The sequence below is a fragment of the Guptibacillus spartinae genome (genome assembly GCF_028610625.1).
GTDB lineage: Bacteria > Bacillota > Bacilli > Bacillales > Guptibacillaceae > Guptibacillus > Guptibacillus spartinae.
On sequence record NZ_JAQQWU010000010.1, the window covers coordinates 70,306 to 95,255 of the forward strand.

The 24,950-nt window shown below is 42.6% G+C and carries 27 protein-coding genes; 24 read left to right on the top strand and 3 right to left on the bottom strand.

The genetic code is table 11. The annotated features are described in order from the left end of the window. Positions 1–70 precede the first annotated feature (70 nt). Positions 71–1,420 carry a dipeptidase gene (locus PQ511_RS16565; RefSeq protein WP_273853021.1) on the bottom strand — a complete coding sequence of 450 codons (1,350 nt, stop codon included), beginning with the start codon at positions 1,418–1,420 and terminating at the stop codon, positions 71–73. A 283-nt stretch (positions 1,421–1,703) separates the two neighbouring features. On the opposite strand from PQ511_RS16565, the gene PQ511_RS16570 reads away from it, so the two are divergent. The 6 genes from PQ511_RS16570 to PQ511_RS16595 all read left to right on the top strand — a co-directional run bounded on the left by PQ511_RS16570 (position 1,704) and on the right by PQ511_RS16595 (position 9,019). Beyond that, complete coding sequence (locus PQ511_RS16570; RefSeq protein WP_273853022.1) at positions 1,704–3,689, top strand: hypothetical protein; 1,986 nt, start codon at positions 1,704–1,706, stop codon at positions 3,687–3,689. 102 nt (positions 3,690–3,791) lie between these two features. Next, complete coding sequence (locus tag PQ511_RS16575; protein ID WP_273853023.1) at positions 3,792–4,664, top strand: SMP-30/gluconolactonase/LRE family protein; 873 nt, start codon at positions 3,792–3,794, stop codon at positions 4,662–4,664. A gap of 72 nt (positions 4,665–4,736) precedes the next feature. Then, positions 4,737–6,737: a penicillin-binding transpeptidase domain-containing protein gene (locus tag PQ511_RS16580; RefSeq protein ID WP_273853024.1), complete on the top strand. Its 2,001-nt coding sequence runs from the start codon at positions 4,737–4,739 to the stop codon at positions 6,735–6,737. Between the two features lie 268 nt (positions 6,738–7,005). After that, entirely contained in the window at positions 7,006–7,530 is a 525-nt protein-coding gene (locus PQ511_RS16585; protein WP_273853025.1) for a DinB family protein, read from the top strand. Positions 7,531–7,542: 12 nt separating this feature from the next. Further along, a complete protein-coding gene (locus PQ511_RS16590; protein ID WP_273853026.1) occupies positions 7,543–8,457 on the top strand; it encodes an alpha/beta fold hydrolase in 915 nt (304 codons plus the stop codon). A 4-nt stretch (positions 8,458–8,461) separates the two neighbouring features. Further along, positions 8,462–9,019, top strand: coding sequence for a GNAT family N-acetyltransferase (locus PQ511_RS16595; protein ID WP_273853027.1), 558 nt, complete (start codon positions 8,462–8,464; stop codon positions 9,017–9,019). Between the two features lie 39 nt (positions 9,020–9,058). On the opposite strand, the gene PQ511_RS16600 is transcribed toward PQ511_RS16595, so the two are convergent. Continuing rightward, a complete protein-coding gene (locus PQ511_RS16600; RefSeq protein ID WP_273853028.1) occupies positions 9,059–9,214 on the bottom strand; it encodes a Fur-regulated basic protein FbpA in 156 nt (51 codons plus the stop codon). A gap of 136 nt (positions 9,215–9,350) precedes the next feature. Between PQ511_RS16600 and PQ511_RS16605 the strand changes: the two genes are divergently transcribed. Further along, positions 9,351–10,091 carry an alpha/beta hydrolase gene (locus PQ511_RS16605; RefSeq protein ID WP_273853029.1) on the top strand — a complete coding sequence of 247 codons (741 nt, stop codon included), beginning with the start codon at positions 9,351–9,353 and terminating at the stop codon, positions 10,089–10,091. Between the two features lie 15 nt (positions 10,092–10,106). Beyond that, the gene (locus PQ511_RS16610; protein WP_273853030.1) at positions 10,107–10,604 is read left to right on the top strand and encodes a GNAT family N-acetyltransferase; all 498 of its coding nucleotides are present in this window, start codon (positions 10,107–10,109) and stop codon (positions 10,602–10,604) included. Positions 10,605–10,681: 77 nt separating this feature from the next. On the opposite strand, the gene PQ511_RS16615 is transcribed toward PQ511_RS16610, so the two are convergent. Further along, the gene (locus tag PQ511_RS16615; RefSeq protein WP_273853031.1) at positions 10,682–10,834 is read right to left on the bottom strand and encodes a YciI family protein; all 153 of its coding nucleotides are present in this window, start codon (positions 10,832–10,834) and stop codon (positions 10,682–10,684) included. A gap of 213 nt (positions 10,835–11,047) precedes the next feature. Between PQ511_RS16615 and PQ511_RS16620 the strand changes: the two genes are divergently transcribed. The 16 genes from PQ511_RS16620 (at position 11,048) to PQ511_RS16695 (ending at position 24,946) form a co-directional block, all read left to right on the top strand. After that, a complete protein-coding gene (locus tag PQ511_RS16620) occupies positions 11,048–12,472 on the top strand; it encodes a sodium:solute symporter family protein (RefSeq protein ID WP_273853032.1) in 1,425 nt (474 codons plus the stop codon). Then, complete coding sequence (locus PQ511_RS16625) at positions 12,456–14,138, top strand: sensor histidine kinase (RefSeq protein WP_273853033.1); 1,683 nt, start codon at positions 12,456–12,458, stop codon at positions 14,136–14,138. Before PQ511_RS16620 ends, PQ511_RS16625 begins: the two co-directional genes overlap by 17 nt. Beyond that, positions 14,139–15,515, top strand: a complete 1,377-nt coding sequence (locus tag PQ511_RS16630; protein ID WP_273853034.1) for a sigma-54-dependent transcriptional regulator — start codon at positions 14,139–14,141, stop codon at positions 15,513–15,515. Between the two features lie 139 nt (positions 15,516–15,654). Next, positions 15,655–16,884: an NRAMP family divalent metal transporter gene (locus PQ511_RS16635; RefSeq protein WP_273853035.1), complete on the top strand. Its 1,230-nt coding sequence runs from the start codon at positions 15,655–15,657 to the stop codon at positions 16,882–16,884. A gap of 18 nt (positions 16,885–16,902) precedes the next feature. After that, on the top strand, positions 16,903–17,640 hold the full coding sequence (gene pxpB / locus PQ511_RS16640) for a 5-oxoprolinase subunit PxpB (RefSeq protein ID WP_273853036.1): 738 nt from the start codon (positions 16,903–16,905) through the stop codon (positions 17,638–17,640). Next, positions 17,627–18,400, top strand: a complete 774-nt coding sequence (locus tag PQ511_RS16645) for a LamB/YcsF family protein (RefSeq protein WP_273853037.1) — start codon at positions 17,627–17,629, stop codon at positions 18,398–18,400. Before pxpB ends, PQ511_RS16645 begins: the two co-directional genes overlap by 14 nt. Next, a complete protein-coding gene (locus PQ511_RS16650; RefSeq protein ID WP_273853038.1) occupies positions 18,393–19,343 on the top strand; it encodes a 5-oxoprolinase subunit C family protein in 951 nt (316 codons plus the stop codon). The genes PQ511_RS16645 and PQ511_RS16650 overlap by 8 nt, the downstream gene beginning before the upstream one ends. Before the next feature lie 14 nt (positions 19,344–19,357). Then, positions 19,358–19,816 (top strand): acetyl-CoA carboxylase biotin carboxyl carrier protein, encoded by a 459-nt coding sequence (gene accB / locus PQ511_RS16655; RefSeq protein ID WP_273853039.1) that lies wholly within the window; start codon positions 19,358–19,360, stop codon positions 19,814–19,816. 11 nt (positions 19,817–19,827) lie between these two features. Then, positions 19,828–21,183, top strand: a complete 1,356-nt coding sequence (gene accC, locus PQ511_RS16660) for an acetyl-CoA carboxylase biotin carboxylase subunit (protein ID WP_273853040.1) — start codon at positions 19,828–19,830, stop codon at positions 21,181–21,183. After that, positions 21,183–21,938, top strand: coding sequence for a putative hydro-lyase (locus PQ511_RS16665; RefSeq protein WP_273853041.1), 756 nt, complete (start codon positions 21,183–21,185; stop codon positions 21,936–21,938). The genes accC and PQ511_RS16665 overlap by 1 nt, the downstream gene beginning before the upstream one ends. 129 nt (positions 21,939–22,067) lie before the next feature. Then, on the top strand, positions 22,068–22,262 hold the full coding sequence (locus PQ511_RS16670) for a hypothetical protein (protein ID WP_273853042.1): 195 nt from the start codon (positions 22,068–22,070) through the stop codon (positions 22,260–22,262). A gap of 135 nt (positions 22,263–22,397) precedes the next feature. Beyond that, the gene (locus PQ511_RS16675; protein WP_273853043.1) at positions 22,398–22,778 is read left to right on the top strand and encodes a hypothetical protein; all 381 of its coding nucleotides are present in this window, start codon (positions 22,398–22,400) and stop codon (positions 22,776–22,778) included. 26 nt (positions 22,779–22,804) lie between these two features. Then, positions 22,805–23,293, top strand: coding sequence for a GNAT family N-acetyltransferase (locus PQ511_RS16680; protein ID WP_273853044.1), 489 nt, complete (start codon positions 22,805–22,807; stop codon positions 23,291–23,293). Between the two features lie 75 nt (positions 23,294–23,368). Then, the gene (locus tag PQ511_RS16685) at positions 23,369–23,914 is read left to right on the top strand and encodes a GNAT family N-acetyltransferase (RefSeq protein ID WP_273853045.1); all 546 of its coding nucleotides are present in this window, start codon (positions 23,369–23,371) and stop codon (positions 23,912–23,914) included. A gap of 242 nt (positions 23,915–24,156) precedes the next feature. Next, entirely contained in the window at positions 24,157–24,675 is a 519-nt protein-coding gene (locus PQ511_RS16690) for an SDR family NAD(P)-dependent oxidoreductase (protein ID WP_273853046.1), read from the top strand. Further along, a complete protein-coding gene (locus tag PQ511_RS16695) occupies positions 24,656–24,946 on the top strand; it encodes an SDR family oxidoreductase (protein ID WP_273853047.1) in 291 nt (96 codons plus the stop codon). The genes PQ511_RS16690 and PQ511_RS16695 overlap by 20 nt, the downstream gene beginning before the upstream one ends. The last annotated feature ends 4 nt before the right edge of the window (positions 24,947–24,950 follow it).

Genomic DNA, 24,950 nt, shown 5'->3' on the forward strand with positions numbered 1-24,950 from the left:
AGAAAAAAGGCAAGCAGTTGATCAATGATTCTAGTGCTTGCCTTCTTTTATCTTCATAATGAAGTTCCTATTAAAGCGATTTAAAATACGTACAAACCGTTTCAATTCCTTTTGTGAAATTTTCGATATGAAAATGTTCATTTGGCGCATGTAAATTCTCTGAAGGGAGTCCGAACCCCATGAGCACAACAGGTGCTTCTAGAACGCGCGCAAATACTTCAACGATGGGAATCGAACCACCTTCTTTAGGAAAGAGCGCACGCACGCCATATACTTCTTCATAAGCATCGGCCGCTTTTTGAATCATCGGATCGTTTGAATCAAGTGAGACAGGACGGGCCTGAATAAACTGATTCACGGTCATCGTTGTTCCTGCTGGTTGATGGTCGAGAAGGTGCTTTTCAATTTTTTCATAGATTTCTTGAGGGTTTTGATCACCAACAAGACGACAGCTAATTTTACCTGTTGCTTCCGATGGTACGATCGTTTTAATGCCATCACCTTGGTAGCCACCAGAAATTCCATTTAGTTCAAGTGTTGGGCGAATTCCCGTTTGCTCTTTAAAAGTGAACCCTTTTTCGCCAAATAAAGAAGTTAATCCAAGTTCTTTTTTCATTGCCTCTTCATCAGAAGGAATGCGGGCAATTTCTTCTCTTAATTCTTCTGTTGGTTCAGGCACCCCTTCGTAAAAACCATCAACCGCAATCCCGCCATCTTCTCGATGAAGGCTATCGAGTAGACGAACAAGCGAATGAACGGCGTTTGGAACACCGCCACCATACACGCCAGAATGAAGGTCGGTATTCGCTGTTTTCACGTTCACTTCCATTGCAAGGGCGCCACGTAGCGATGTACAAATGGCAGGTAATCCTTCTTTAATAAAGGACGTATCTGAAATGACAACCGCGTCAGCAGCGAGCTTATCGGTGTTTTCTTCAATAAATGGTCCAAGATGAGGACTCGCGATTTCTTCCTCCCCTTCAATACAGAACTTCACATTAACGGGTAACTTCCCATCTTCTTGCATCAAAAGTTCTATCGCCTTAATATGAATAAACAGTTGCCCTTTATCGTCTGTTGCGCCACGGGCATAAATCTTATTATCGCGAATAACAGGTTCAAAAGGAGGCGTTTCCCAGAGATCAAGCGGATCAGCGGGCTGGACGTCATAATGGCCGTAGATCAGAATCGTCGGCTTCCCTTCTGCATGAAGCCAATCAGCGTAGACGATCGGATGACCGTCTGTTTCGATGACTTCAACATTTTCCATATTCATGCTTTTAAGCGAGCTTGCTACCCATTCCGCCCCTTTTTTTACATCTGATTTGTGAGCACGAACGGCTGAAATACTTTGGATTTTCAAAAATTCTTCTAGCTCTTTTAGGTAGGTTTCTTTATGTCGTTCAATGGTATTTTTCATAAGTGATTCCCTCCTTGGTTAGCTTGTCCTTATTATAAGCGAGCGCGTGGCATTTGCACATGGATAGACCTATTGCGGCGTAAGAAAAGGATATTTCCGCGAATTTCGGAATATATCCGCGATATTTATTTTTATTCAGCGAAAATCATGATAATTCCGCGATATTCTCAAGTATTCCGCGAAATGCTCACTAATTGAAAATAAATAGGTCCTTAGAAGGGGTTTCCTTTTCCTGGATTGGGGAACAAATAGCTATCTTGTAAATAATGGGGGATGTATGAAAATGGAAACATCATTTTCTAATTCAGAACAGCAAAAGTTTGTCAGGACTCTTCAGTCATTCAAGGAAAACCGTCAGAATCCAGTTGTGTTAGAAGAATTGTTATCAGACGCTGCCGTTCTCATTGACCAGAATAAATTGGAGTCACTTTATCAGCTTGCAAGTGATTATGACCAAGCGGGCATTTTTGAAGGTGGACCGTGGGAAGAACCTCGTAAATTACAACCGCCCCTTGTAGGTGGATCGTTTAAAATAGACGGAAACTATTCGATCTTTGAAGTTCTAAGTGAGCTACGTATGCTTGCCATTGCAAAGGGTGAGTATAATCATCCAGACGTATCATCTGATCAAGCACGCACCTTTTTAAATAAAGTAATGTCTCTTAATCTTGATATGATTTTTCCAGCCGAAACAGAGGAATCGAGAATTAACCAGGGACAGGAACAAAGAAGAGGAATCATCTTATTTCAATTCTTAGCTGAAAAACTGTCGCTTGGATCCCTTTCAGCGACGTTTGTGGATGAAATCGATCGACTAACTGCTCAGCGCCCAATTATGGTAAAACGAATTAAAGAAATGATCGGTTATGCTGAAAACCTCTTATCATCAGACGACATCAGTCCGGAGGGACGAGAAAGCATTCAGCGTTATCTTGATAGTGTGCATGCACCAACAAAACTGAGCAAGAAATACCCTGAATTTGCTGACTACCAAAGTCAGTTTAATGCGCTATCTGAGACGGAAAAAGAATTAGAAGCAGAACGATTTGCAGACGTCATGCGCGATACAGGGCTTGTCTCGCCAGTTCATGCAAATCTTGCGCGTTTTCTTGCAGAAGAAGATGCTTCTCAATTGCTGGTGTTAACGCTCGGGTTGACTGAAAAGGGTGAAGCAAATTTAAATGAACATTTTACATTAGTCAAAGAGCTCAACTCTTTAGCAATCTATCCAGTCACAGCTCAGTCGCTTTACGGACTTGCACGCATGCTTGAGCGCGGCGTTTTGTCCTCTCCGCCTGTGATCCCAGGACTTGAACGTATGATCGAAATTGAGATGCTTCCAGAAGTCGAAAAGGATTTACTCGCATCACGGGACAATCCAGCGGACATCACACCGGTAGGAATTCTATTATCAGGACTTTTAAGCGTATTGGGGCAACCGCTTGGTATTGGACAGGGAATGAACCCGACTTGTCAATCTGCGAGAGGCATCAGCCTCTGGTCACAGCATGATCCTGGCTTTTTGCTTGAACTTGTAGCAAGAGCGTGTCGAGACGGAGAAATTGATATCTCATTCGAAGGCGCTGAAATTAATTCGTCTCTTATCGCGGGAGGACTTGCCCCAGATCTTCATAAAGAACTTGATGCCGTTTCGCTGATTCTCGTTCCCCATCTGGACCGCGTATACGACGAAATGATGAAGCGAAGTGCTCTACGTGGTGAAGATGGACATAAATTTGTGAACCCAGAGTTTTATGGGCAATGGATTTCAAAAGAGTTTTCGTCAGTGATTAATCCCGTAACGGGAGCCGTGACAAATTATGAGCAGTTTGCCCGACTTTTTTATGCAACACATCACCCGGATTACAATGAAGGACATCAGCTGATTTACCCGAATCCAGTTGGAATCTTCGTAACGACGGCAAATGCCGATTTACTTGGTCTTCATGCGATTAGCATTCAGCGCATCGTTGCAGATGCGTCTGGTGAAACGAGAGTCTACTTTTATAATCCGAACAACGATAGCGGTCAGGATTGGGGACAAGGGATTAAGTCAACGGTCCGAAATCACGGGGAAGAGGAAGGCGAAGCTTCCCTTCCATTTGATCAGTTTTTATCTCGTGTGTATGCGTATCATTACAATCCAAATGAAATGGGAGATCTTGAAGCGATTCCAAAGGAAATCATCGATCGCGTGACAACATTGGCAAAAGAGAGCTGGGGACAAAAATACCAGTGGACAGATTTAGCCAATCCATTTTTAATTTAAGGATGACATGGGTTCCCTTCTAACTTATAGAAGGTGGACCCTTTTCTTATTAAACGTTAAAGTAGAGAGAATAGAAGATTCACTAATCAGGAGGTACAATTTATGGAAGCAAAACTAGTCATTGATGCACGCGCAATACTCGGGGAAGGACCTTGCTGGGATGATCAGAGTCAGCTTCTTTATTGGGTTGATATCGAAGGAAAGAAGGTCCATGCCTACAACCCGATGACAGCTGGCAATATTGAAATGAAGCAGGAGCAAATGGTTGGGACGATTGCACCACGTGAAGCTGGTGGCCTTGTGATGGCGATGGCTGGCGGGTTCTACGCGATGAATCTCTCAACAGAGAATGTCGAGCCGATTACAGATCCAGAAAGTCACTTGCCTGATAATCGGTTTAATGATGGAAAATGTGATCCGGCCGGACGCTTCTGGGCGGGTACGATGCATTTGGAAGGATTAAAGGGTGAAGGCGCGCTCTATTGCCTTAATGAAAACCTTGAAGTGACGAAAAAAGTGGATCATGTGAGTACGTCTAATGGGCTTGCTTGGTCTCCGGATACACGATACATGTATTTTATAGATACGCCTACGAAAAAGGTCGTTCGCTATGACTACGATCTTTCCACAGGTGATATTCGGAATCCTGTTGAAGTGATTACGATTCCTGATGGGGAAGGCATGCCGGATGGAATGACGAGTGATGAAGAGGGAAATTTATGGATTGCGCATTGGGGCGGTTCAAAGGTTACCCGCTGGAACCCGGACACCGGTGAAAGATTGCTAGAAGTTGACGTACCGGCTGTGAATGTGACGTCATGCGTATTTGGTGGGAAAGAGCGAAATGAGCTTTACATTACAACAGCACGAACAAATACGAGTGAAGAAGATCTGAAGCAGTTTCCGTATGCTGGCGGAGTGTTTCGCGTGAAAACAAATGTCAAAGGAAGTCGCACTTACGCTTTTAAAGGATAACCCGTATCTCTTCCTTCTTGTCTTAAAGTCTTTTATAATAGTAGGAAAATAATTGAAAAAGAGGGACCGAGAGTGAAACTAAAATCTATCATAGCCATGGGGCTCTTTTTGCTGCTTCTTGCAGGCTGTTCGGATCAACCATCAGCCGTTGATGCATTTGATACATACGTGAAAAACTGGAACAAACAAGAGTTTAGTAGCATGTATGAGCAATTATCTCCAGCTTCACAAAAATCGATTTCGGAAGATGAGTTCGTTGAGCGGTATAAATCCATTTATGGAGATGTGGAAGTTAAGGATTTAAACGTTACTTTTAAGAAACCTGAAGAAGAACCTGAGCCAAATGATGAAGGAGAAGTGACATTTCCTTTTTCAGTGTCCATGCAGACACTAGCAGGGGAAGTTTCGTTTGATAACGAAGCAACACTTACCTTGACCGAAGGAGAAGATGCTGATTCTTTTGGCGTAAATTGGAATCCTTCGTTTATTTTTAAAGAATTAGAAGAAGGCGATGAGGTGGCTATTCGCTCTGCTACACCAGTGCGTGGTGAAATTACCGATCGAAATGGCGATGGATTAGCGGTTAATGGTACCGTGAAACAAATTGGTATTGTGCCACAAGCGATTGAGTCAGATCAAGAAAACATTGTGAAAGAGCTTAGTGAGACGTTAAAGCTTAGCGTAGAGGAGATTGAAAAGCAACTGAACCAGGGATGGGTTCAGGCTGATCCATCTCAATTCGTCCCACTGAAAAGCGTGTTGGAATCAGAGGAAGAACTGATTGATGGTGCACGTGAGATTACTGGCGTTCAGATTAACGATACAACCAAAAGAATTTATCCTTTTGGTGAAAGTGCAGCTCATTTAACAGGCTACATTCGACAAATGCAGAAAGAAGATCTTGAGAAGTATGCTGAAAAAGGATATTCCAGTTATGAAAGCATTGGAAAAGCTGGATTAGAACAAGTGTATGAAGAGGAACTGCACGGAGTAACCGGTTGGTCCATTGAAGTAAAAGGAGCCGATCCTGCGAAAGTAATTGCTAGTAAAGAGAAAGTGGATGGCGAGAACATCCAGGTTACGATTGATGGCGCGATTCAAAATAAGTTATTTGAAGAGCTAGGAAAGGCTCCTGGAACAGCGGTCGCTCTTCATCCGAAGACGGGTGAGACGCTTGCGTTAACAAGCTCACCCTCCTATAATCCAAATGATTTTACACTTGGCTTCGATGAAGGTGAATATGCGAAGTTGGCTGATAATGAAAATCGCCCCTTCTCAGCGAAGTTCAATAAAACGTATTCGCCTGGATCAACGATTAAGCCACTTACTGCTTCAATCGCACTTCGGGATGGTGATTTAGATCCGAATGCCGTTGAGAAAATTGATGGCTTGAAGTGGGGGGCTGATTCAAGCTGGGGCGGATATAAAGTGACGCGCGTAAAGCCAGCAGATCCTGAGGTCACACTTGAAGAAGCGCTTATGCATTCGGATAATATTTATTTTGCACGAAAAGCGCTTAATCTTGGTGCTGAAAAGTTCCAAAAAGGATTGGAATCGTTCCAAATTGGGCAGGAAGTCGAATTTCCTTTTCCAACTGAAAACTCATCGATCTCAAACGGTGGCCTCGCTGAAAATGACATTCTTTTAGCTGACTCTGGCTACGGACAGGGGGAGCTACAGATTTCCCCTTATCAGCTTGCGATGACGTATACGACGTTTGCGAACGATGGCGTGATGCTGAAGCCAACGCTTCGAGTGAGAGAGGGCGAGTCAGCGGAGGAGTATGAAGTGATCTCACCTGAAATTGCCTCGATTGTGAGCGCTGATCTTGCGAAGGTGGTATCCGATCCGGAGGGCACGGCTTATAATCCTGTAGTGAAGGGGATTTCTCTTGCTGGTAAGACAGGAACGGCCGAGTTAAAGGCGGCAGGTGAAGAAGAAGGTCCAGAAAATGGGTTATTTGTCGCGTATAATACGGATAAGAAAGACTTACTTGTCGCAATGATGGTCGAAGGAGCATCAAGTCACGATATTACAGGCAAAGTGAAAGACGTTTTCGCTGAAATGCAGTAATGCTTTGGTTGAGGCGATGGCGGGAGGACGGCCGTCGCCGTTTATTGTCCAAATTTCGGATATATTGGCCAAACTGCGTTTTTATTGTCCAAAATTTAATTATATTGTCTAAAACGAGATTTTATTGGCCAAAGGCACAAAACCCTCGATTCTACACAGAATCGAGGGTTTTTTCTGGAAAAGTAAGGAACTATAAAGGGATTTCCTTCTCTCCTATGGAAAGTAGTTAAGAATAAAGGAGATCCATTCGAAAGGAGGATGTCGAACGATGCTAAATCATCAGCTTTGTATGATTGAGCGTAAAGAAGGGTTCACGCCAGAGATCGGGCGACTCGTTTCAATGATGGATTATGCCAGATCGACAACCGAAGAAGCGATTAGAGGTTTAACAATCGAACAGCTCGATTTCCAATTAGACGAAAAGAGCAATTCCATTGGGATGCTTCTTCATCATATCTCTTCAATCGAAAAGGCCTTTCAAATCATGACGTTCCAAGAGCGGGAATTGAATGACGCAGAGTGGGAAGAACTTGAAACAGGCATTGATCTCGGTGAAAAAGCGAGAGCGGTGATTCGGGGGCGTGATCTTGATTTTTATTGGAGTGAGCTCAGTCTCGTTCGTGCGAAAACGTTCGATGAGTTAAGGGAGAAAGACGACGTATGGCTTGAAAAAGTGACGCCATACGGCTGGGATGAAAAGGCGAATCATTATTTTAAATGGTTCCATGTGATGGAAGATGAAATTAGTCATCGTGGACAAATTCGCATGATTAAAAGAAGGCTGATAACTTAGAGGTGAATGAAGGTGCATAACGGAACACTTATAACGATACGAGACAAAGCGTTATATATTGAAGAGCACGGCTCGAGACATCATCCTCCTCTTCTTTATTTACATGGGGGACCTGGGGAGAGCTGTTTTGATTTCTCTTACCATCAAACGGACCGACTGAAAGAGAAGTTTAGAATCATTGCGATTGATCAACGAGGCGTTTGTCGTTCAGAGGGAATCACTAACGAAGAAGAGTTTAGCTTGATGGATCTGATAGAAGACTGTGAGGCGATTCGAGAGCATTTTCACCTTGAATCCTGGTCAGTACTTGGTCACTCGTTTGGGGGATATCTTGGCGTTCTTTATGCCAGTCTCTATCCTGGATCGATCGCCCATTTGCTACTTGAATGCCCAACGTTTGATTTTACATTAACTTCAAGAAGCTTGTTGAAAAAAACGAGTGTTCTCTTAAACAAATATGGAAAACAAGAAAAAGCTAGGGAAAGTTTAGAGATTGCTTATGATTCTCGTATTAAAGATCGAGAGTTGGCGGAGCTTTATGCTTCGTATAGTGATGAATTGGAAGAGAATCGAATGGAGATTTACATTCATAATACGAGTAATCCTACCGATTATAGCTACTATAGTGAGGCGAAATGGGATGAGCTCTATGATAAATCTGAGGTTCACTATGATCTTCTAAGAGAAGAAGGGGCTATTTTTCATTCCTTGATTCCGAGCCTTTCAAAACTAACGATGCCAACTCTCTTATTAACGGGTGAACACGATCCCGTTACGTCAGAAGAGCAAATCAAAGCGTTTAACCAATTTGTCGAAAATGGTGCAATCTATCATTTTGCAAACAGCGGACATACCCCACACGATGAGGAAGCGGATCACTTTGCTCACGTTGTGACTCAATTCATAGGAGCTAAAAGAGGAGAATAGACAGATGTTTACTTATCAAATTAACCAGGATCTCTATTTAAGAATGTACACAATTGACGATGCAGAAGCACTCTATCAACTCATCGATGAATCAAGAGGTCACTTGAAAAAGTGGCTCGCATGGGTGGATTACAATACGGATGTTGAGTCTTCCCGTGATTTTATCCAAAGTACGTTAAAAGGCGTTAGTGAAACAGGTGGGTATCCGAAGACGCTCGGCATGTTTTATAAAGGTGAGCTTGCAGGAACCGTGGGGTTTAATGAAGTGAATCGTACCCATCAGTACGCAACGATAGGCTACTGGCTAAGTGAGAAATTCCAGCGAAAAGGGATTGTGACCGAGGCGTGCCGGGGAATCATTCATTTAGGATTTAATGAAATGGGATTAAATCGGATTGAGATACGGGCGGCAGCGGAAAATAAAAAAAGTCGTGCCATTCCTGAAAGACTAGGGTTTACGAAAGAAGGTGTTCTCAGACAAGTAGAAATTGTAAACGGAGAATTCTATGATCACGTGGTCTATAGCATGCTGGCGAGTGAGTGGTCGAAAACGAATATCTAGATGCACAAAAATAATCTCCAGGGGTATCCACTAGAGATGTTAAGGTAGCTCAACCATATAAACAAGTCGTTCTAATTCTTCCATTGTGCATTCATAAAGCTGTTTATCTTTTAATCTATAAATTCCTCGGTCTAATAGACGTTGAATAAATGACTGTTTTTGCTCGGGATCATGTTGCTCCACTTGATGTGACACGGTTCATTCCTCCTGTTAAGTATATCCAGGTAATATGTTCCACCTAACGAGTCGATTCAAACCTCGATTCGCACATTTCTTAAAAGGAATAAAGCGTTTTCTTGACGAATTACAAAAAACATTAGGAGGGATTAAAATGGAAAAATATACTGTTCAACAAGGCGCCGAGCCATTTTACTTTGAAGGAAATAAGGTCGGCGTTTTGGTTCTTCATGGTTTTACAGGCTCCACCCAAAGCATGCGGTATCTCGGAGAACAACTGGCTTCGGAAGGCTATACGGTATGCGGCCCAAGATTAAAGGGACATGGTACGCATTATGAGGATATGGAGCAGAGTACATATGAAGAGTGGATCCAGTCCGTTGAAGAGGGCTACCAATGGTTGAAGGAACGGTGTGATACGCTCTTTATCACTGGACTATCAATGGGGGGTACGCTAACGCTGTATTTGGCTGAACAGCACCCGGAAGTAAAAGGGATTATGCCGATTAATGCCGCCATTGACTTGCCTGATCTGGAACAAATGAGAGGAAAAACAGAGCCGCGCTTCCTGGATGCGATTGGTTCAGATATTAAAGCAGAAGGCGTGGATGAACTTGCTTATGAGAAGACGCCGACGAAGTCCATTCAAGAGATTCTTAAGCTAACAGAGCTAACGCGACGCGATCTTCCTTCTATTAAAATGCCAGCGTTAATTTTTAAATCAATCGAGGATCATGTCGTGCCACCAGAAAATTCAACGACGATTCTTGAAAAAATCGCTTCTACAAAGAAAGAAGTGATTGAATTACATGATAGTTACCATGTAGCAACGCTCGATCATGATAAAGAATTAATTGCAGAGAAGTGTAAGTCTTTTATGAAAGAACTCATTTAGTTTAGGAGGTTAGAGATGGAAGTCAGACAGTTAAAGGCAGATGATGCTGAAGCTTATTGGGAGCTTCGCTTAGAAGCACTAAAAAAAAATCCTGAGGCGTTCGCATCAAGTTACGAAGAGGCGATCTTAAAAGATGATCCGATCAAAAGCACAGCGAGAAACATGGAATCAGGTGCTACTTTTGGCGCTTTTGATAACGAAATTTTAATCGGTGTGATTACGTTCGTTAGAGGGTCTGGAATAAAGGTTCGGCATAAAGCAGATCTATATGCTGTCTACGTTACTCCAAAATATCGTGGTAAAGGGGTAGGGAGAGCGCTTCTATCTCGCGTCATTGATTATGCAAAGAACCAGGATGCGCTGCTTAAATTAAGTGTATCTGTCGTATCAACGAATGAACGAGCAAAGCATCTGTACAAGAGTTTCGGTTTTAAAACCGTTTATATTGAGGAGAAAGCGCTCTATGTGCAGGGGCAGTTTCTAAACGAAGAGCACATGGTGCAATATTTCTAATTAAAAGCAGGCGTCTATACGGCGTCTGCTTTTAATGTGTGGAAAATGATCGTTATAGAGGGCAACGGTGTAAGGGGTCAGCTTGCCTTCATGATGCCCTCTCGCACCGCAGGATCCTTTTTTATCAGTGCTTCTGCCACTTCTTCAGAGGGCTCTTTAACGACACTCCCAAATGAGGACGGATCATTGTTAAGCGTGCGTCCTGCCATCATGAGCGTATCGTTTTTCATAAGCTGCTGAAGTGCTCGGTGAGAATGAATGGTTTCCTTTTAGAAAAGGAAGCAAAGGCGCAATCGACAAAAAGTCGCGTCCTTTAAAGGAAAGCGGCTTTTTTATGCTATGGTTAGGAGAAGTGCCGCCTGGTTCATACAAGTGATTTTGTATATAATGAAACCTAGACAAAATGTGCGAATGAAATAGACAGAAAATGGAGGGGAGACGAAATGGATGAACTATTATATTTAAGCGTTTTCCTCATTTATACCATTGCCATTCTTATTCTAGGAAAGCATGGTTTTGATAAAACGGATGAACTGAAGGGCTACTTTCTAGCTGGAAGAAACCTTCCTTTATTTCCAAGTGTGGCTTCTTTCTGTGCAACCTGGTTTAGTGCAGCCTCTTTACTTGGATTGCCAGGATTGATTTATGAAGGTGGAGTCTCCGTGATTTGGACGACTGCCATCGCCTGGTTACTTGGCATTATAGGGTTATTTTTTCTAGCCTCCAAACTTTATACATATAACGTGGTCACCGTTCCGGAATTTTTTCTTGTCCGCTATGATTCAAAGTTTCTTCAAATTTGGGTCGGTGTCATTCTGAGCGTGAGCTACCTTCTCTATGTTGTGATCCAAATTCGAGGATTCGGGATTGTGGTTAGCCAGATGCTTGACATTCCTTATACGGTTAGCGTGTTTTTAATTTATCTTTTTGTTCTCTATACGACGTTTGGCGGTCTTCACTCTGTGGCAAGAACCGATATTTTTCATTTTTGCTTAATTCTCTTTGGATCCATCTTAGGCGGCGTTTTTATTGTGAAAGAAATAGGAGGAATAAGAGAGCTTGCGACAGGTCTCTCCACTCTAGATCAAAGTGGATCCGCTTCTTATTTAGCGCTCTTTCCTGAAGGCGGCTTATCGTTCTGGGCATTGGTAAGTGCGTTCTTCTCGCTCGGCCTTGGTGTAGCGGCGAATCCCCAATATGCGGTTCGTATTCTTTCCTCACGCTCTAAACAGGTTGCGCTAAAAATGGTCGGCACCAGTACTGTTTTTCTCGTGCTCATCTACTTTTCCATCTTTGTCATTGGGATTGGATCTCGAGTTCTTGATCCAAACGTTCCATTCACAAGCACGGATGAAATCTATCCGTTCATCATTGCATATTTACTAGAAACACCGTTAAAAGGAGTGCTGTTAATTAGCGTTGTCGCTGCGGCGATTTCGACAGCAAATTCCCAGCTACTGATTATGGCGACGAGTTTTGTGTATGATATCACCCTTCCTATTCGAAAAAAGAAAGCCCTTGATCTTAAAGTCATTTCATGGACAAGGTGGATGATTTTTATCTTTGCCACCTTTTCTCTTGTGATTGCCTTTACACCCCCACAGGGGATTGTCCAATTTAGTGGTCACATTTGGGGGATTATTGCTGTGTCCTTGTTCTTTCCGCTGTATGGAGGTCTCTATACGAACGTTAATCATCGTCAAGCACTTCTCTCAACATTTGGTGGGTTAATTACGTATATACTGGCTTTCCTCCTTATCCCAAATGCGTTACAGCCAGTGTATCATCCAGTTCTCCCTTCGCTTATCATTGCAGGCATTCTTTTCTTTCTAAAAGGAAGGGGGCGTTTAAATGCGTCATTCCATTGAACGAAAAATTTTAGTGCCGTTTTTAATTATTGTCCTCATCCCGATCTTTATTATTGGTGCCGTTTCCATGTGGTCAAGCTACCAATCAGAAAAGCAGTTGAAGCAGGCAACGGTCCAAGAACACTTAACGAGTCTCGACCGGTATGCAACGAAGCTTGAGAATCGTGTGAATAGCGGGATGATCAGTGAAGAAGAGGCAAAGTCACTCATCAAAATGATGATCAATGAAACGAAAGGTTTATATGTAGAAGAGGCAGACGGAACGCTTTCAACAGAAGGTGAAGTCGTTCAAGCAAGTGAACTTGATTGGTACAATGGAGAGGCAAAGACGAGCATTTTTACGGAGAGAACCGTTCTAACGAAACAAATCGAACAATGGGGCTGGACGCTGTATCATCCAATGACGTTCTCTTTTTATTCAGGCTCATTGCCTAATATTCAAAAGTACACGCTACTTATTAGTATTTTTACGGGTGTCATTGCGGTACAATTTACGATTATTCTTTCTTACCACCTTTCAAAACCGATTAAGAATTTAGCCGCTTTTTGTAAAAAAATTGCGTTAGGTGAGCGAACGAACGGCGTTGACATAGATAACCGAAAAGATGAGATCGGGGTTTTGTCATCGTCATTGAAAGATATGGTGGAAACGCTTGATGAACGGAACGCGCAAATCGATAAAATCAAGAAGTTGAATGAGACGATTTTAAATAGCGTTCATGTTGGCATGGTGCTTGTGATTGAAGGGGCTGATTCTGTTTATAATGAAGCGGCTCAAACGATGATGAACGAAGATCCGCTTTTAAAGGAACGGCTTGGCAAGCTAACGATTCATGAAACGAAAAGAAGAAGCGAGGAAATTTGGGATCATAAGCGGAAGGAAGAGAAAGTTTTTTATGCGGTGAGCTATAAAGTACTCGGAACGTCAGAAAAGCAGCGTTCCATTATTACATTTGAAGACATCACGCATCGTCGAAAATTAGAGCAGCGCGTGGAACGAATGTCTCGACTTGCTTCGTTAGGTGAGATGGCTTCTGGTATTGCCCATGAAATTCGTAACCCACTTGCGGGTATTAAAACGACGACGGAATTGTTAACTCGCAGACTTGAGCTAACGAAGGATCAGCTGATTTTAACGGAAAATATGCTGCTGGACATTGATCGGGTGAATAAGATCATCACGAATATTTTGCAGTTTTCAAGGCCAATGGAAACGAATCCTTCTTTGTTAAAAGTTGACGATACTCTGCATTCACTTGTGTTGCTCATGAAAACGATCGCGGATGATAAGAAGGTGGTTCTTCATCATATCGAAAACAACACGGAAATCTTCGTGGATCGCGATCATCTTCGTCAAATCCTTTTAAATCTCATTCTAAATGGAATGAATGCGATGCCCGATGGAGGAGAGCTGATTCTATCAAGTTTCCAACGAGATGATGATGTGACGATTTTGATCTCTGACACAGGTGTGGGAATGGAGGATGCCGTGATGGAGAAGATTTTTGATCCATTTTATACAACGCGTGCAGAGGGAACGGGACTTGGATTATCGATTGTTCATCAATTGGTTGTTCAAAACAATGGGGAAATTGATGTCAATAGTATAAAAGGAAAAGGAACAGAGTTTTCAATCACATTTCCAATAGGAAGGGAGGAGAAATAAATGGCTGTGAAAGTAGGCATTATTGATGATGAAACGACGCTTCGTCTCACGCTCCAAATGTTTCTAGAAGACGAAGGATACGATGTGAGGGCAGCAGCAACGCTTGAAGAGGGCTGGCACATGCTTGAAGAATTTAGTCCGCATGTCCTACTATTGGATATTCGCCTGCCTGATGGAAATGGACTTGATTCGCTCCATGAATTTCGAGAACGCTATCCTGAGATGGCCGTGATGATGTTAACGGCCTATGGAGATGCGAAAACGGCTGTTCGCTCGATTAAAGAAGGTGCCTTTGATTATCTAACGAAGCCTTTTGAGTTAGAAGAACTGAAGATCATTCTTCAGAAATGGATTAAACAGCACCATCTTGAGAAGGAAGTCGAGCGTTACCGTGAGGAAGAGCGACGGACGAAACTTGTTCAGATGATCGGTGAAAGTAAGCAAATGCATGAGTTAAAAGATAAAATTTCCTTAATCTCAGAAAGTAATAATACAACGGTTTTAGTTCGTGGTGAAACAGGTACCGGCAAGGAGCTTGTGGCAAGAAGCATTCATCAGCAAAGTAAGCGTCATGATGGACCGTTTGTCGCTGTGAATTGCGCCAGCATTCCAGCGGACTCAATTGAAATTGAGCTTTTCGGTCGAGAAAAGAATAACGCGACGGAGCAAGCGAATCCGAAAGTTGGCTTAATGGAGTGGGCAGATGGAGGAACCTTGTTTCTTGATGAAATAGGAGATCTTTCACTCGATATTCAAGTAAAGCTTCTACGTTTTCTTGAAGATAAAAAGATCAAGCGTCTTGGCAGTGTGCATGATATTGAGATCGATGTGCGCGTCATTGCTGCCACCAATCGTTCGCTTGAGGAAATGATCCAAGAGAAGAAATTTCGATCGGACCTCTACTATCGCTTAAACGTTGTCCCGGTAAAGTTAACACCTTTACGTGAGCGTGGCGATGACATTATCATGCTAACGGAGCATTTTCTTTATGAATTCTGTCAGCAAATGAGAAAAGAAACACCTTCATTACGAGCTGATGCGAAAAAGCGTTTAGTAAGTTATCACTGGCCGGGGAATGTTAGAGAGCTGAAAAACACGATTGAACGAATCGCGATTCTTCATCAGGAAAAAGAGCTTGCGGCTTATCACTTTGATTTTCTAAATCCTGTTGAGGGAAACGTGGAAGGTGCTAAATCAGTCGATGACGTCGTCTTTGATGAGCAATTTTCATTAGAAGATCATATTGAAGCGATTGAAAAGAAATACATCGAAAAAGCCATTCAAGAAGCGAAGTGGAATATTACGCAGGCAAGTAAGCTATTAGGAATGAGCCGGTACGCCCTTCAGCGGAGAATTGATAAATATGAGATAACATGAGCGAAATCGCCCGAAATGGGCGGTTTTTTTGTGCGGAATCTTATAAAATTATCTGAAAATTACGTGATATCGTAGAGGTAAGAGAAAAAACGCATCGATTCATGTAAAGAATGAATCATATAGAAAAAGGGGGAATTTGATGGGTATTGAAAAGCAAAAGCCAACAGAGCTGGAGAATGGCCCAACGAAAAGCAAATGGGGTGTCATACTAGGTGCAGCCTTCTTAATGGGCTCATCGGCTATCGGACCAGGCTTTTTAACACAAACGGCAGTTTTTACTGAGCAGCTACTCGCAAGTTTTGGATTTGTGATTTTAATGTCAATTATATTAGATATTGGGGTTCAAGCGAACATTTGGCGAATTATTGCTGTCTCTAAGAGAAAAGGACAGGACATTGCGAACATGGTTGTTCCTGGACTCGGTTATTTCCTCGCGTTTGCAGTCGCACTTGGTGGACTGGCTTTTAATATCGGTAACGTCGGTGGGGCAGGACTTGGTATGAACGTGCTGTTCGGCATTGATCCACGGATTGGCGCAGCGATTACCGGTGTGATTACAATTGGAATTTTCCTTTCGAAAGAAGCAGGGGTAGCGATGGATAAAATCGCACGAATTCTTGGTGGTATCATGATTTTACTGACATTGTACGTTGCATTTCAAAGTAACCCACCAGTTGGCGATGCGATTGTTCATACATTCTCGCCAGATAAGATCGATGTTTTTGCCATTATTACACTCGTAGGTGGAACAGTAGGTGGCTATATCACGTTTGCTGGTGGGCACCGTTTACTTGATGCGGGTATTTCAGGGAAAGAGAATTTACACCAGGTAACGAAAAGCTCGGTTTCAGGTATTTTAATTGCGTCGATCATGCGCGTCTTTTTATTCCTAGCGGTGTTAGGTGTTGTCGCTACAGGGTTTAAACTAGACCCAGCTAACCCACCCGCTTCTGTTTTCCAACAAGCAGCCGGTGCGATTGGCTATAAAATGTTTGGTGTGGTTTTGTGGGCAGCAGGAATTACCTCAGTCGTTGGCGCAGCGTATACATCCGTTTCATTCCTTAGAACGTTATCGAAGAAAGTGGATCGCCATCATTCTGGTGTAACCATTGGTTTTATTGCCGTATCAACCATCATTTTTGCCTTTATCGGTAAGCCGGTACTGTTATTAATCCTTGCCGGTGCGTTTAACGGATTGATTTTGCCGGTTGCACTTGGAACGCTTCTTGTAGCCGCTTATAAAAAATCCATTGTCGGTGACTACAAACATCCGTTATGGCTCACGATTTTTGGAGGATTTGTCTTCCTGATTACCGCTTACTTAGCGATCGTGACGCTCATTGATAAAGTACCACAGCTTTTTTCTTAATGGTTAGGAGGAACATGTGTGAAACTTGATTATTATCCTCTCGGGGATACAGGCATTCAGCTTGTATTTGGGACCGAGATTTCAGAAGAAACGAATCAAAAAATTAGAATGTTTGCCAATGAATTAGCGCAACATCCGATTGACGGTGTTGTTGAATGGGTTCCAGCGTATACCACTTTAACCATTTATTATCTTCCGAATAAAATTTCTTTCAAGGCATTAAAAGAAAAGCTAGAAGCGTTAGACGAACAACAACATGGAAGAGAAGCAGATGCTGCTTCTCTTGTTTATATCATTCCAACCTACTATGGCGGCTCAGATTTGGCGTATGTAGCGGAACACAATGGATTGAGTGAAGAAGACGTGATCTCGATTCACGCGAATAAAGATTATCTCATTTATATGATGGGCTTTGTACCTGGATTTCCTTATCTAGGTGGCATGCCTGAAGAAATTGCGACACCGAGACGTGAAAATCCGCGTGCTGAGATAGAGCCTGGATCTGTTGGTATTGCTGGTGCTCAAACGGGCGTTTATCCGCTAGAATCACCAGGTGGCTGGCAACTTATTGGACAAACCCCTGTGAAACTATATGACCCTACAGGAGAGCGACCGATTTTACTCGAGTCAGGGCATTATTTGCGGTTTGTTCCGATTAGTAAAGAAGAGTTTTTAACTATAAAAGAAGCGATCAAACGTGGAGAGTATGAAGTCGAAACCGAAGAAAAGAAGGTGAGCGTTCATGAAGTCGGTTGATTTAAATAGCGACTTAGGAGAAAGCTTTGGTGCTTACAAGATTGGAAACGATGAGAAGGTACTCGAATTTATTTCATCAGCGAACATTGCCTGCGGTTATCATGCAGGCGACCACAATGTCATGATGAAGACAGTGGCAGTAGCGAAAGAGCTTGGCGTTTGCATTGGTGCACATCCGGGATTTCCTGACCTTGGAGGATTCGGCAGACGGGAAATGAAGCTATCGCCTGATGAGGTGTTCAACCTTGTTGCTTATCAGATTGGAGCGATCCAGGGTATGGCGAATGTTCACCAAACAAAAGTCCAACATGTGAAGCCACATGGGGCACTTTATAATCTAGCAGCGAAAGACCCAGCTATTGCAAAAGCCATTGCAAACGCTGTCTACGCAGTGAACCCAGAGCTTATCCTCTATGGTTTAGCGGGGAGCGAATTAATTAAGGCAGGTAGAGAAAGTGGACTAACAGTTGCTCAGGAAGTTTTCGCGGATCGAACATATCAGCCTGACGGTACGCTGACACCACGATCTAAACCGAACGCCATGATTCTTAATGCCGATCAAGCGGTTGAACGTGTGATTCGCATGATCAATGAACAGCAGGTGAAAGCCGTCAATGGTGAAGACATTGCGATTCAAGCGGACACGATTTGTGTGCACGGGGACGAGCCTGAAGCCCTGCAATTTGTTCAACAGTTAAGAGAACGATTAGTAAATGAAGGAATTCGTATTCAACGGGTTGGAGTGAACGCCCATGTCTAAACCAATTTTTAAAGTTCGGAAATCTGGGTTGCTTTCGACCATCCAGGATAGCGGAAGAAAAGGCTATCAACAATACGGAATTGTGGTTTCCGGTGCAATGGATCCTTTTTCAATGAATGTGGCGAACTTTCTCGTAGGAAATAAAGGCGATGAAGCCGTTCTTGAAATTACCGTTATGGGGCCAGCTTTCGATGTGCTTGATGATGCTGTGATTGCGATTTGCGGTGGTGATCTATCCCCGAAAGTGAACGGAGAAAAAGCGCCAATGTGGAAAAGCTTTACTGTGAAAGAAGGCGATCGTCTAGAGTTTGGACAACCTCTCTCTGGTGCTCGTTCATATATTAGTGTCGCAGGTGGTTATGAGGTACCGCTTGTGATGGGAAGTAAGTCGACCTATTTGAAAGCTGGAATTGGTGGCATTGAAGGACGCGCGCTTGTAAAAGGGGATGTCCTTCAAACTTCTGGAAAGATAAAAGGAATTAGCGGACGTGCTCTTCATCCGGATGAAGTTCCTTCTTATAAAAAAGAATTAACCGTCCGAGTCGTACTTGGACCGCATCAGCATGCATTTACGGAAGAGGGGATTGACACATTCCTTTCTACCCCATATGAGGTAACGCCTCAGTCCGATCGCATGGGCTTTCGCTTAAAAGGGGAAAAGGTGGAGCACGCAACGTCTGCGGATATTATTTCAGAAGCGATTCCGCTTGGAGGGATTCAGGTTCCGGCAAATGGTGATCCGATTATTTTAATGTCAGATCGGCAAACGACAGGTGGGTATTCGCGTATTGCTACGGTAATCTCAAGCGATATTCCGTACTTAGCGCAAGCGATGCCAGGCTGTACGATCCACTTTCGTGAAGTAACCGTGGAACAAGCGCAGGAAGTATTTGAAACGAATGATCGCTTTCTTCGAACGTTAGAAAAAGTATCTGTGAGGTAAAGGGAGGACGCAGCATGTTAAGTTCAAAAGAAATCATTGAGATGATTAAATATGTCGATGGGTCAACAGTGGATGAAGTCCATTACGAGCACGATGGTTTTGTCGTTAAGGTGAAAAATCAGAATCCAGGCGAGCAGCAGGAAGCGAAAGCCCAGGTTCCTACCGTTGTTGCAGAGCGGGGGCAGGAGGATCTAACTCCTACTCCAGAGACAGAGCAACAGGAAACAACAGAAACGCATACGGTGAAAGCCCCTATGGTTGGCATGTTCTATTCATCTCCTTCTCCGGATGATCCAGCTTTTATTCAAGTAGGAGATACGGTGAAGGAAGAAACGGTCGTTTGTTGTCTTGAAGCAATGAAAATGTTTAACGATGTGCAAGCAGATGTGAACGGTGAGATTACTGATATTTTAGTAGAAAACGGAGATCTAGTAGAATTTGGCCAGCCACTCTTTACTGTCAAACCAGCTTAGGAGGGAATAAGATGGGAATCAAAAAAGTACTGATCGCGAATCGCGGCGAAATTGCTGTACGCATTATTCGCGCCTGTCACGAGCTAGATTTAACTGCCGTCGCCGTCTATTCTGAAGCGGATCGCGATGCTCTGCATGTGCAATTAGCGGATGAATCTTATTGCATCGGTCCTACGTCTTCTAGTGATAGCTATTTGAACGTCGGAAATATCATGACAATTGCTACGAATAGTGGCGTGGATGCGATCCATCCAGGCTATGGCTTTCTTGCTGAAAATGCCGACTTTGCGGAGATGTGTGAGGATTGTAACATTGCTTTTATCGGTCCAAGCAAAGCATCGATTCGTCAAATGGGAATAAAGGATGTAGCAAGAAAGACGATGCAGGATGCGAACGTCCCGGTCGTTCCAGGTTCAAAGGGCATTATTTCAAGTAAAGAAGAAGCGCTTGAGCTTGCCAACGTAATGGGATTCCCTGTGATTATTAAAGCAACAGCAGGCGGTGGCGGCAAGGGAATTCGCGTAGTAAGAGAAGAAGAGGAACTAATTAAAGCGATTAACATGACCCAGCAGGAAGCGGAAAAGGCATTTGGTAATCCTGGGGTATATATAGAAAAGTTTATTGAAGATTTTCGTCATATTGAAATTCAAGTTCTCGCGGATCTTTATGGCAACGTCATTCATCTCGGAGAACGCGATTGCTCCATCCAAAGACGGATGCAAAAGCTTGTCGAGGAAACGCCATCTCCTGCTTTAACAAAATCGATTCGATCGGAAATGGGAGAAGCCGCTGTTCGAGCAGCGAAAGCCGTTCATTATGCCGGCGCCGGAACAGTCGAATTTATCTATGACCAGGACGGAAACTATTATTTTATGGAAATGAATACGCGCATTCAGGTCGAGCATCCTGTTACGGAAATGGTCACGGGTGTTGATTTAATTAAAGAACAGATTAAAGTGGCTGATGGCGAGCGATTATCCCTCACGCAAAAGGAAGTAGAGATGAGCGGTTGGGCGATCGAGTGCCGCATTAACGCAGAAGATCCGGATAATGGCTTTATGCCTTCACCCGGAACAGTCGAAACGTATCTCCCACCAGGTGGCTTTGGCGTTCGAGTGGACTCGGCCGTTTATCCAGGATATGTGATCCCGCCATTCTACGATTCAATGGTTGCAAAGCTCATTACATACGGCGCAACTCGAACAGAAGCGATGCAGCGGATGAAGCGAGCGCTTAGGGAATTCAAAATCGAAGGCGTGAAAACAACCATTCCGTTCCATCAGAGATTATTTCATCATGAGAAGTTTGTAGAAGGCGATTTTAATACAAAGTTTCTTGAAATCTATGAACTTAAGGAGATGGTTTAATGGAAACGCCTTATACTCAGCGACGAAAGTATCGCGACAATCTTGAGACCGGGACAACATCAGGCGTCTGCGATGGCTACTTGCAGGCGAATATGATTACCCTTCCTTCAAAGTACGCTTTCGAGTTTCTCCTATTTTGTCAGCGCAATCCGAAGCCTTGTCCGATCGTTGATGTCCTTGAAGCGGGTCAGGTTAAGCCTCGCATTGCGGATGCAGATATTCGTACAGATCTTCCAAAATACCGCATTTACAAAAACGGAGAGTTGGAGAAGGAGACCTTTGATCTTAAGGACATTTGGCAAGATGACTATGTCACTTTTCTATTAGGATGTAGCTTTACGTTCGAAAAAGCGCTCGTAGAACGAGGCATTAGCCTTCTTCATCAGGAAATGGGTCTTGTTGTGCCAATGTATCAAACAAACATCCCTTGCGAAGAAGCGGGCCAGTTTAACGGGAATATGGTTGTCAGCATGAGAGCCATTCGAAAAGAAGAGCTTGATGAGACCATTGCGATTACATCAAAGTTCCCACACGCGCACGGTGCTCCGATTCACGTCGGTCACCCTTCGGAAATTGGCATTCAGGACATCGAAAAACCGGATTACGGAGAATTCCCTCCTTTTGATGAAGGAGAACGTATCCCTGTGTTTTGGGCGTGTGGGGTCACCCCTCAGTATGTTGGCTTGAACGTTAAGCCTGAAATGATGATCACCCATGCGCCGGGGCATATGTTGATTACAGATCAAAAAGAATAGTACGTGAAAGCCGTTTAGTCGAGGACCGCTTCTGACTGAACGGCTTTTTCTGTCCAGAATAAATGATTAGAGACATATGATAAAATGAAAGGTATAACCGTGTTGAGTTAAGTAGGAGGATGATACATCATGACAATCGTAAGCTTCTTACTTATTGCCTGGATTTTAAGCTGGTTTAAGTTTGAGCAGCTATTTATTCAAGCGTTTCAAGAGCTTTTTAATAAAACAATCACAAAAGCAAGCTATTATTTTATTTTCTTTTGTATCGGTGCACTTGGAGATATTGTGCTTCTTTTGAATGGAACGTTTTACGATAAGCTGTAATGGTGAAAAGGCTGAAGTTGAATCTTTAGCCTTTTTTTGCGTTAACCGATGAATCATTATCAAAAACAGATGACAAAATCTACCGGAAGTGAAAAAATGAAAATAGATGCTGAGCGAAAGAGAGGCGGCTAAAAAATGAAGAAAGCAAATCGACTGTCAGTGCTTTTATTTAGTTTTACGTTATTGAGCTTAGGTGTGATGGCTTACTTGATGTATTGGAATGATACTTATCTTTATGCACCAGTAGTGATTATTGGGTGTTTAGCTTACTTTTTTTTGTCCATTCTGTACTTCATTCTGATGGCGGTATGGAATACGAGAAAGCTACACAAGCACGAACGGAAGGAGCGAATCGGTGTGTTGATTAAATATTTTGCCGGACTGAGCGCAATTCACATGCTCGTCTCATTACTCACTTCTTCCAGCATTGACGGGTATCAGTTATTTACTTCCTTTGGTCTAGCAGCTGGAATTGCGTTTAGCGATTTGATTTTTCAGAAGAGAAGGTCTTTCTGAACCATATTTTAACGGGAGTTGAGTAAATGAATGTAACGCTACGTCTGATTAAAAAAGAGGATCTTCCGCTCATTCAACATTACCTATCCATAGAGGACGTTTCGAGAATGACAAATGTACCCGAACCATATCCACCAACTGGAGCGAAAGAGTGGTTTGAGATTGTTTCGGAAGCACATCAGGCAGAGCGCCACTATCCCTTCGCAATCGTAGTAGATGGAGAATTCGCAGGAAGCATTTCCGTTAGACGTGAACAGGATGGTAAAGGTGCAATCGATTATTGGGTAGCCCCACCGTTCTGGAAGAAAGGGATTGGAACAAAAGCTGCGAAACAAGCGGTAAACTTTGGTAGACATGAGTTAGGATTTAAATCGTTTGAAACGTGCTGTCTAATTGAAAATAGAAGCTCTGCTCTTCTTCTGGAGAGGGTTGGTTTTCAGAAAGGCGAGGAATTTCAAATTGAAAGCGGAGAGAAACATGAAGGGAAAATAGCGAGGATGTATTATTTGAATTGAGGGATTAGTAGTCGTCTACTGTTATTTTGGCATCATTGTGGAATTCACAAAAAACATAAAAGGAAGTGTGTAGTCGTGGATAATGAAAGTAAAATTACTATTTACCCTTTAAATAAGGAGTTAATAGAGGATATCAATAAAACAAATGATTATTTTAAGTTATATGGTAGAGTTGTCCCCAGTTTACAATCAGGAAAATGGTCTTATAAAGAGGTCCTTTTTGATGAAGTAAGAGAAACACGTTTTCCAGATGACGAACTTGATTGGAGTCAGTACATAAACCGTGATAATAAAACGATGTTTTTAGCATATATGAATAATACTTGCATAGGACAAATTAGAATCATTAAGGATTGGAATCGTTTTTGTTATATTGAAAACATTGCTACTAAAAATCAGTATCGAGGCATTGGAGTCGGAAAGTTGCTCTTAAATAAAGCGGAAGAGTGGGCAAAACAAAGAAAATTGATTGGAATGTCCTTGGAAGCACAAGATGATAATCTTGGTGCATGCAGATTTTATGAGAAACAAGGATTTATACTAGGTGGAGTTGACACACTAAAGCAGTCATCTAATCCTAATATTGGAACCACTTTATATTGGTATAAGTTATTCAAATAATGGTGTGCTTTTGTGGTATAAGAATTAGAATTAATTATTGTTCTTTGGTCAAACCGTACGAAGTTTTTGATAAGTCGCATATTAGTTAATAAAACGGAGGATTTTCTTCTTAAATGTTTAGCGCTAATAAATTTATGGGAATATAATCTCAACGAAGCCTACCATTAAATTATTGTTAGGCTACCGAAACCCCGGTGAAAAATAGTGTTTACATTTGCATATAAATGATAGGAGCGAATATGATGGCAGATCGAAAATTTGTAATGATTACAGGTTCAACATCCGGTTTGGGCTTTGAGTTAGCAAAATTATTTGCGAACGATGGTTATGATGTGGCGATGTCTGGATCTAGTGAGAACATTTATAACTCAGCCAAAGAAATTGAAAAATCAGGAGTAGAAGCTTACCCTTTTCAAGCTGATGCCTCAACGTATGAAGGGGTAGAAGCCTTTTGGAAGTTTGTAAAAAGCAAGAATAGAAAGCTAGATTCAGCTGTATTGAATGTTGGAATGAGTATTGGTGGTTCATTCTTAGATAATGATTTAAAAGAAGAGTTGAAATTAATTGATCTTAATATAAAAGGAACTGTACATATGGCGAAGCGTGTCGTTCGAGATATGGTCCCGAATAAAGAGGGAGATATTCTAATTGTTTCTTCTGTCTCTGCGACTTTACCGACACCTTATGAAACGGTATATGGTCCTTCTAAAGCATTCGGGTTTATGTTTGCAGAAAGAAGCTTTGAGAGAAGAGTTAAGTGAAACAGGCGTGAATGTAACAGCCATGCTTCCTGGTGCGACCAATACTAATTTTCATCTTAATGCTGGCATGGATTCTACTTACTTTGGGGACGAAAAGAACAAAAATGATAAAGAATTAGTAGCAAAACAGGGGTATGAAGCTTTAAAGAATAAGCTAGATCACGTAGTTTGTGGTGATGAAGCTACGAAAAAAGAAGCAGAAGACAATAAAACAACACCTGAAGATGTAAAAGCGTCGAGACATGCTAAAAAAGCCAAGCCTCAACAGTAATTTT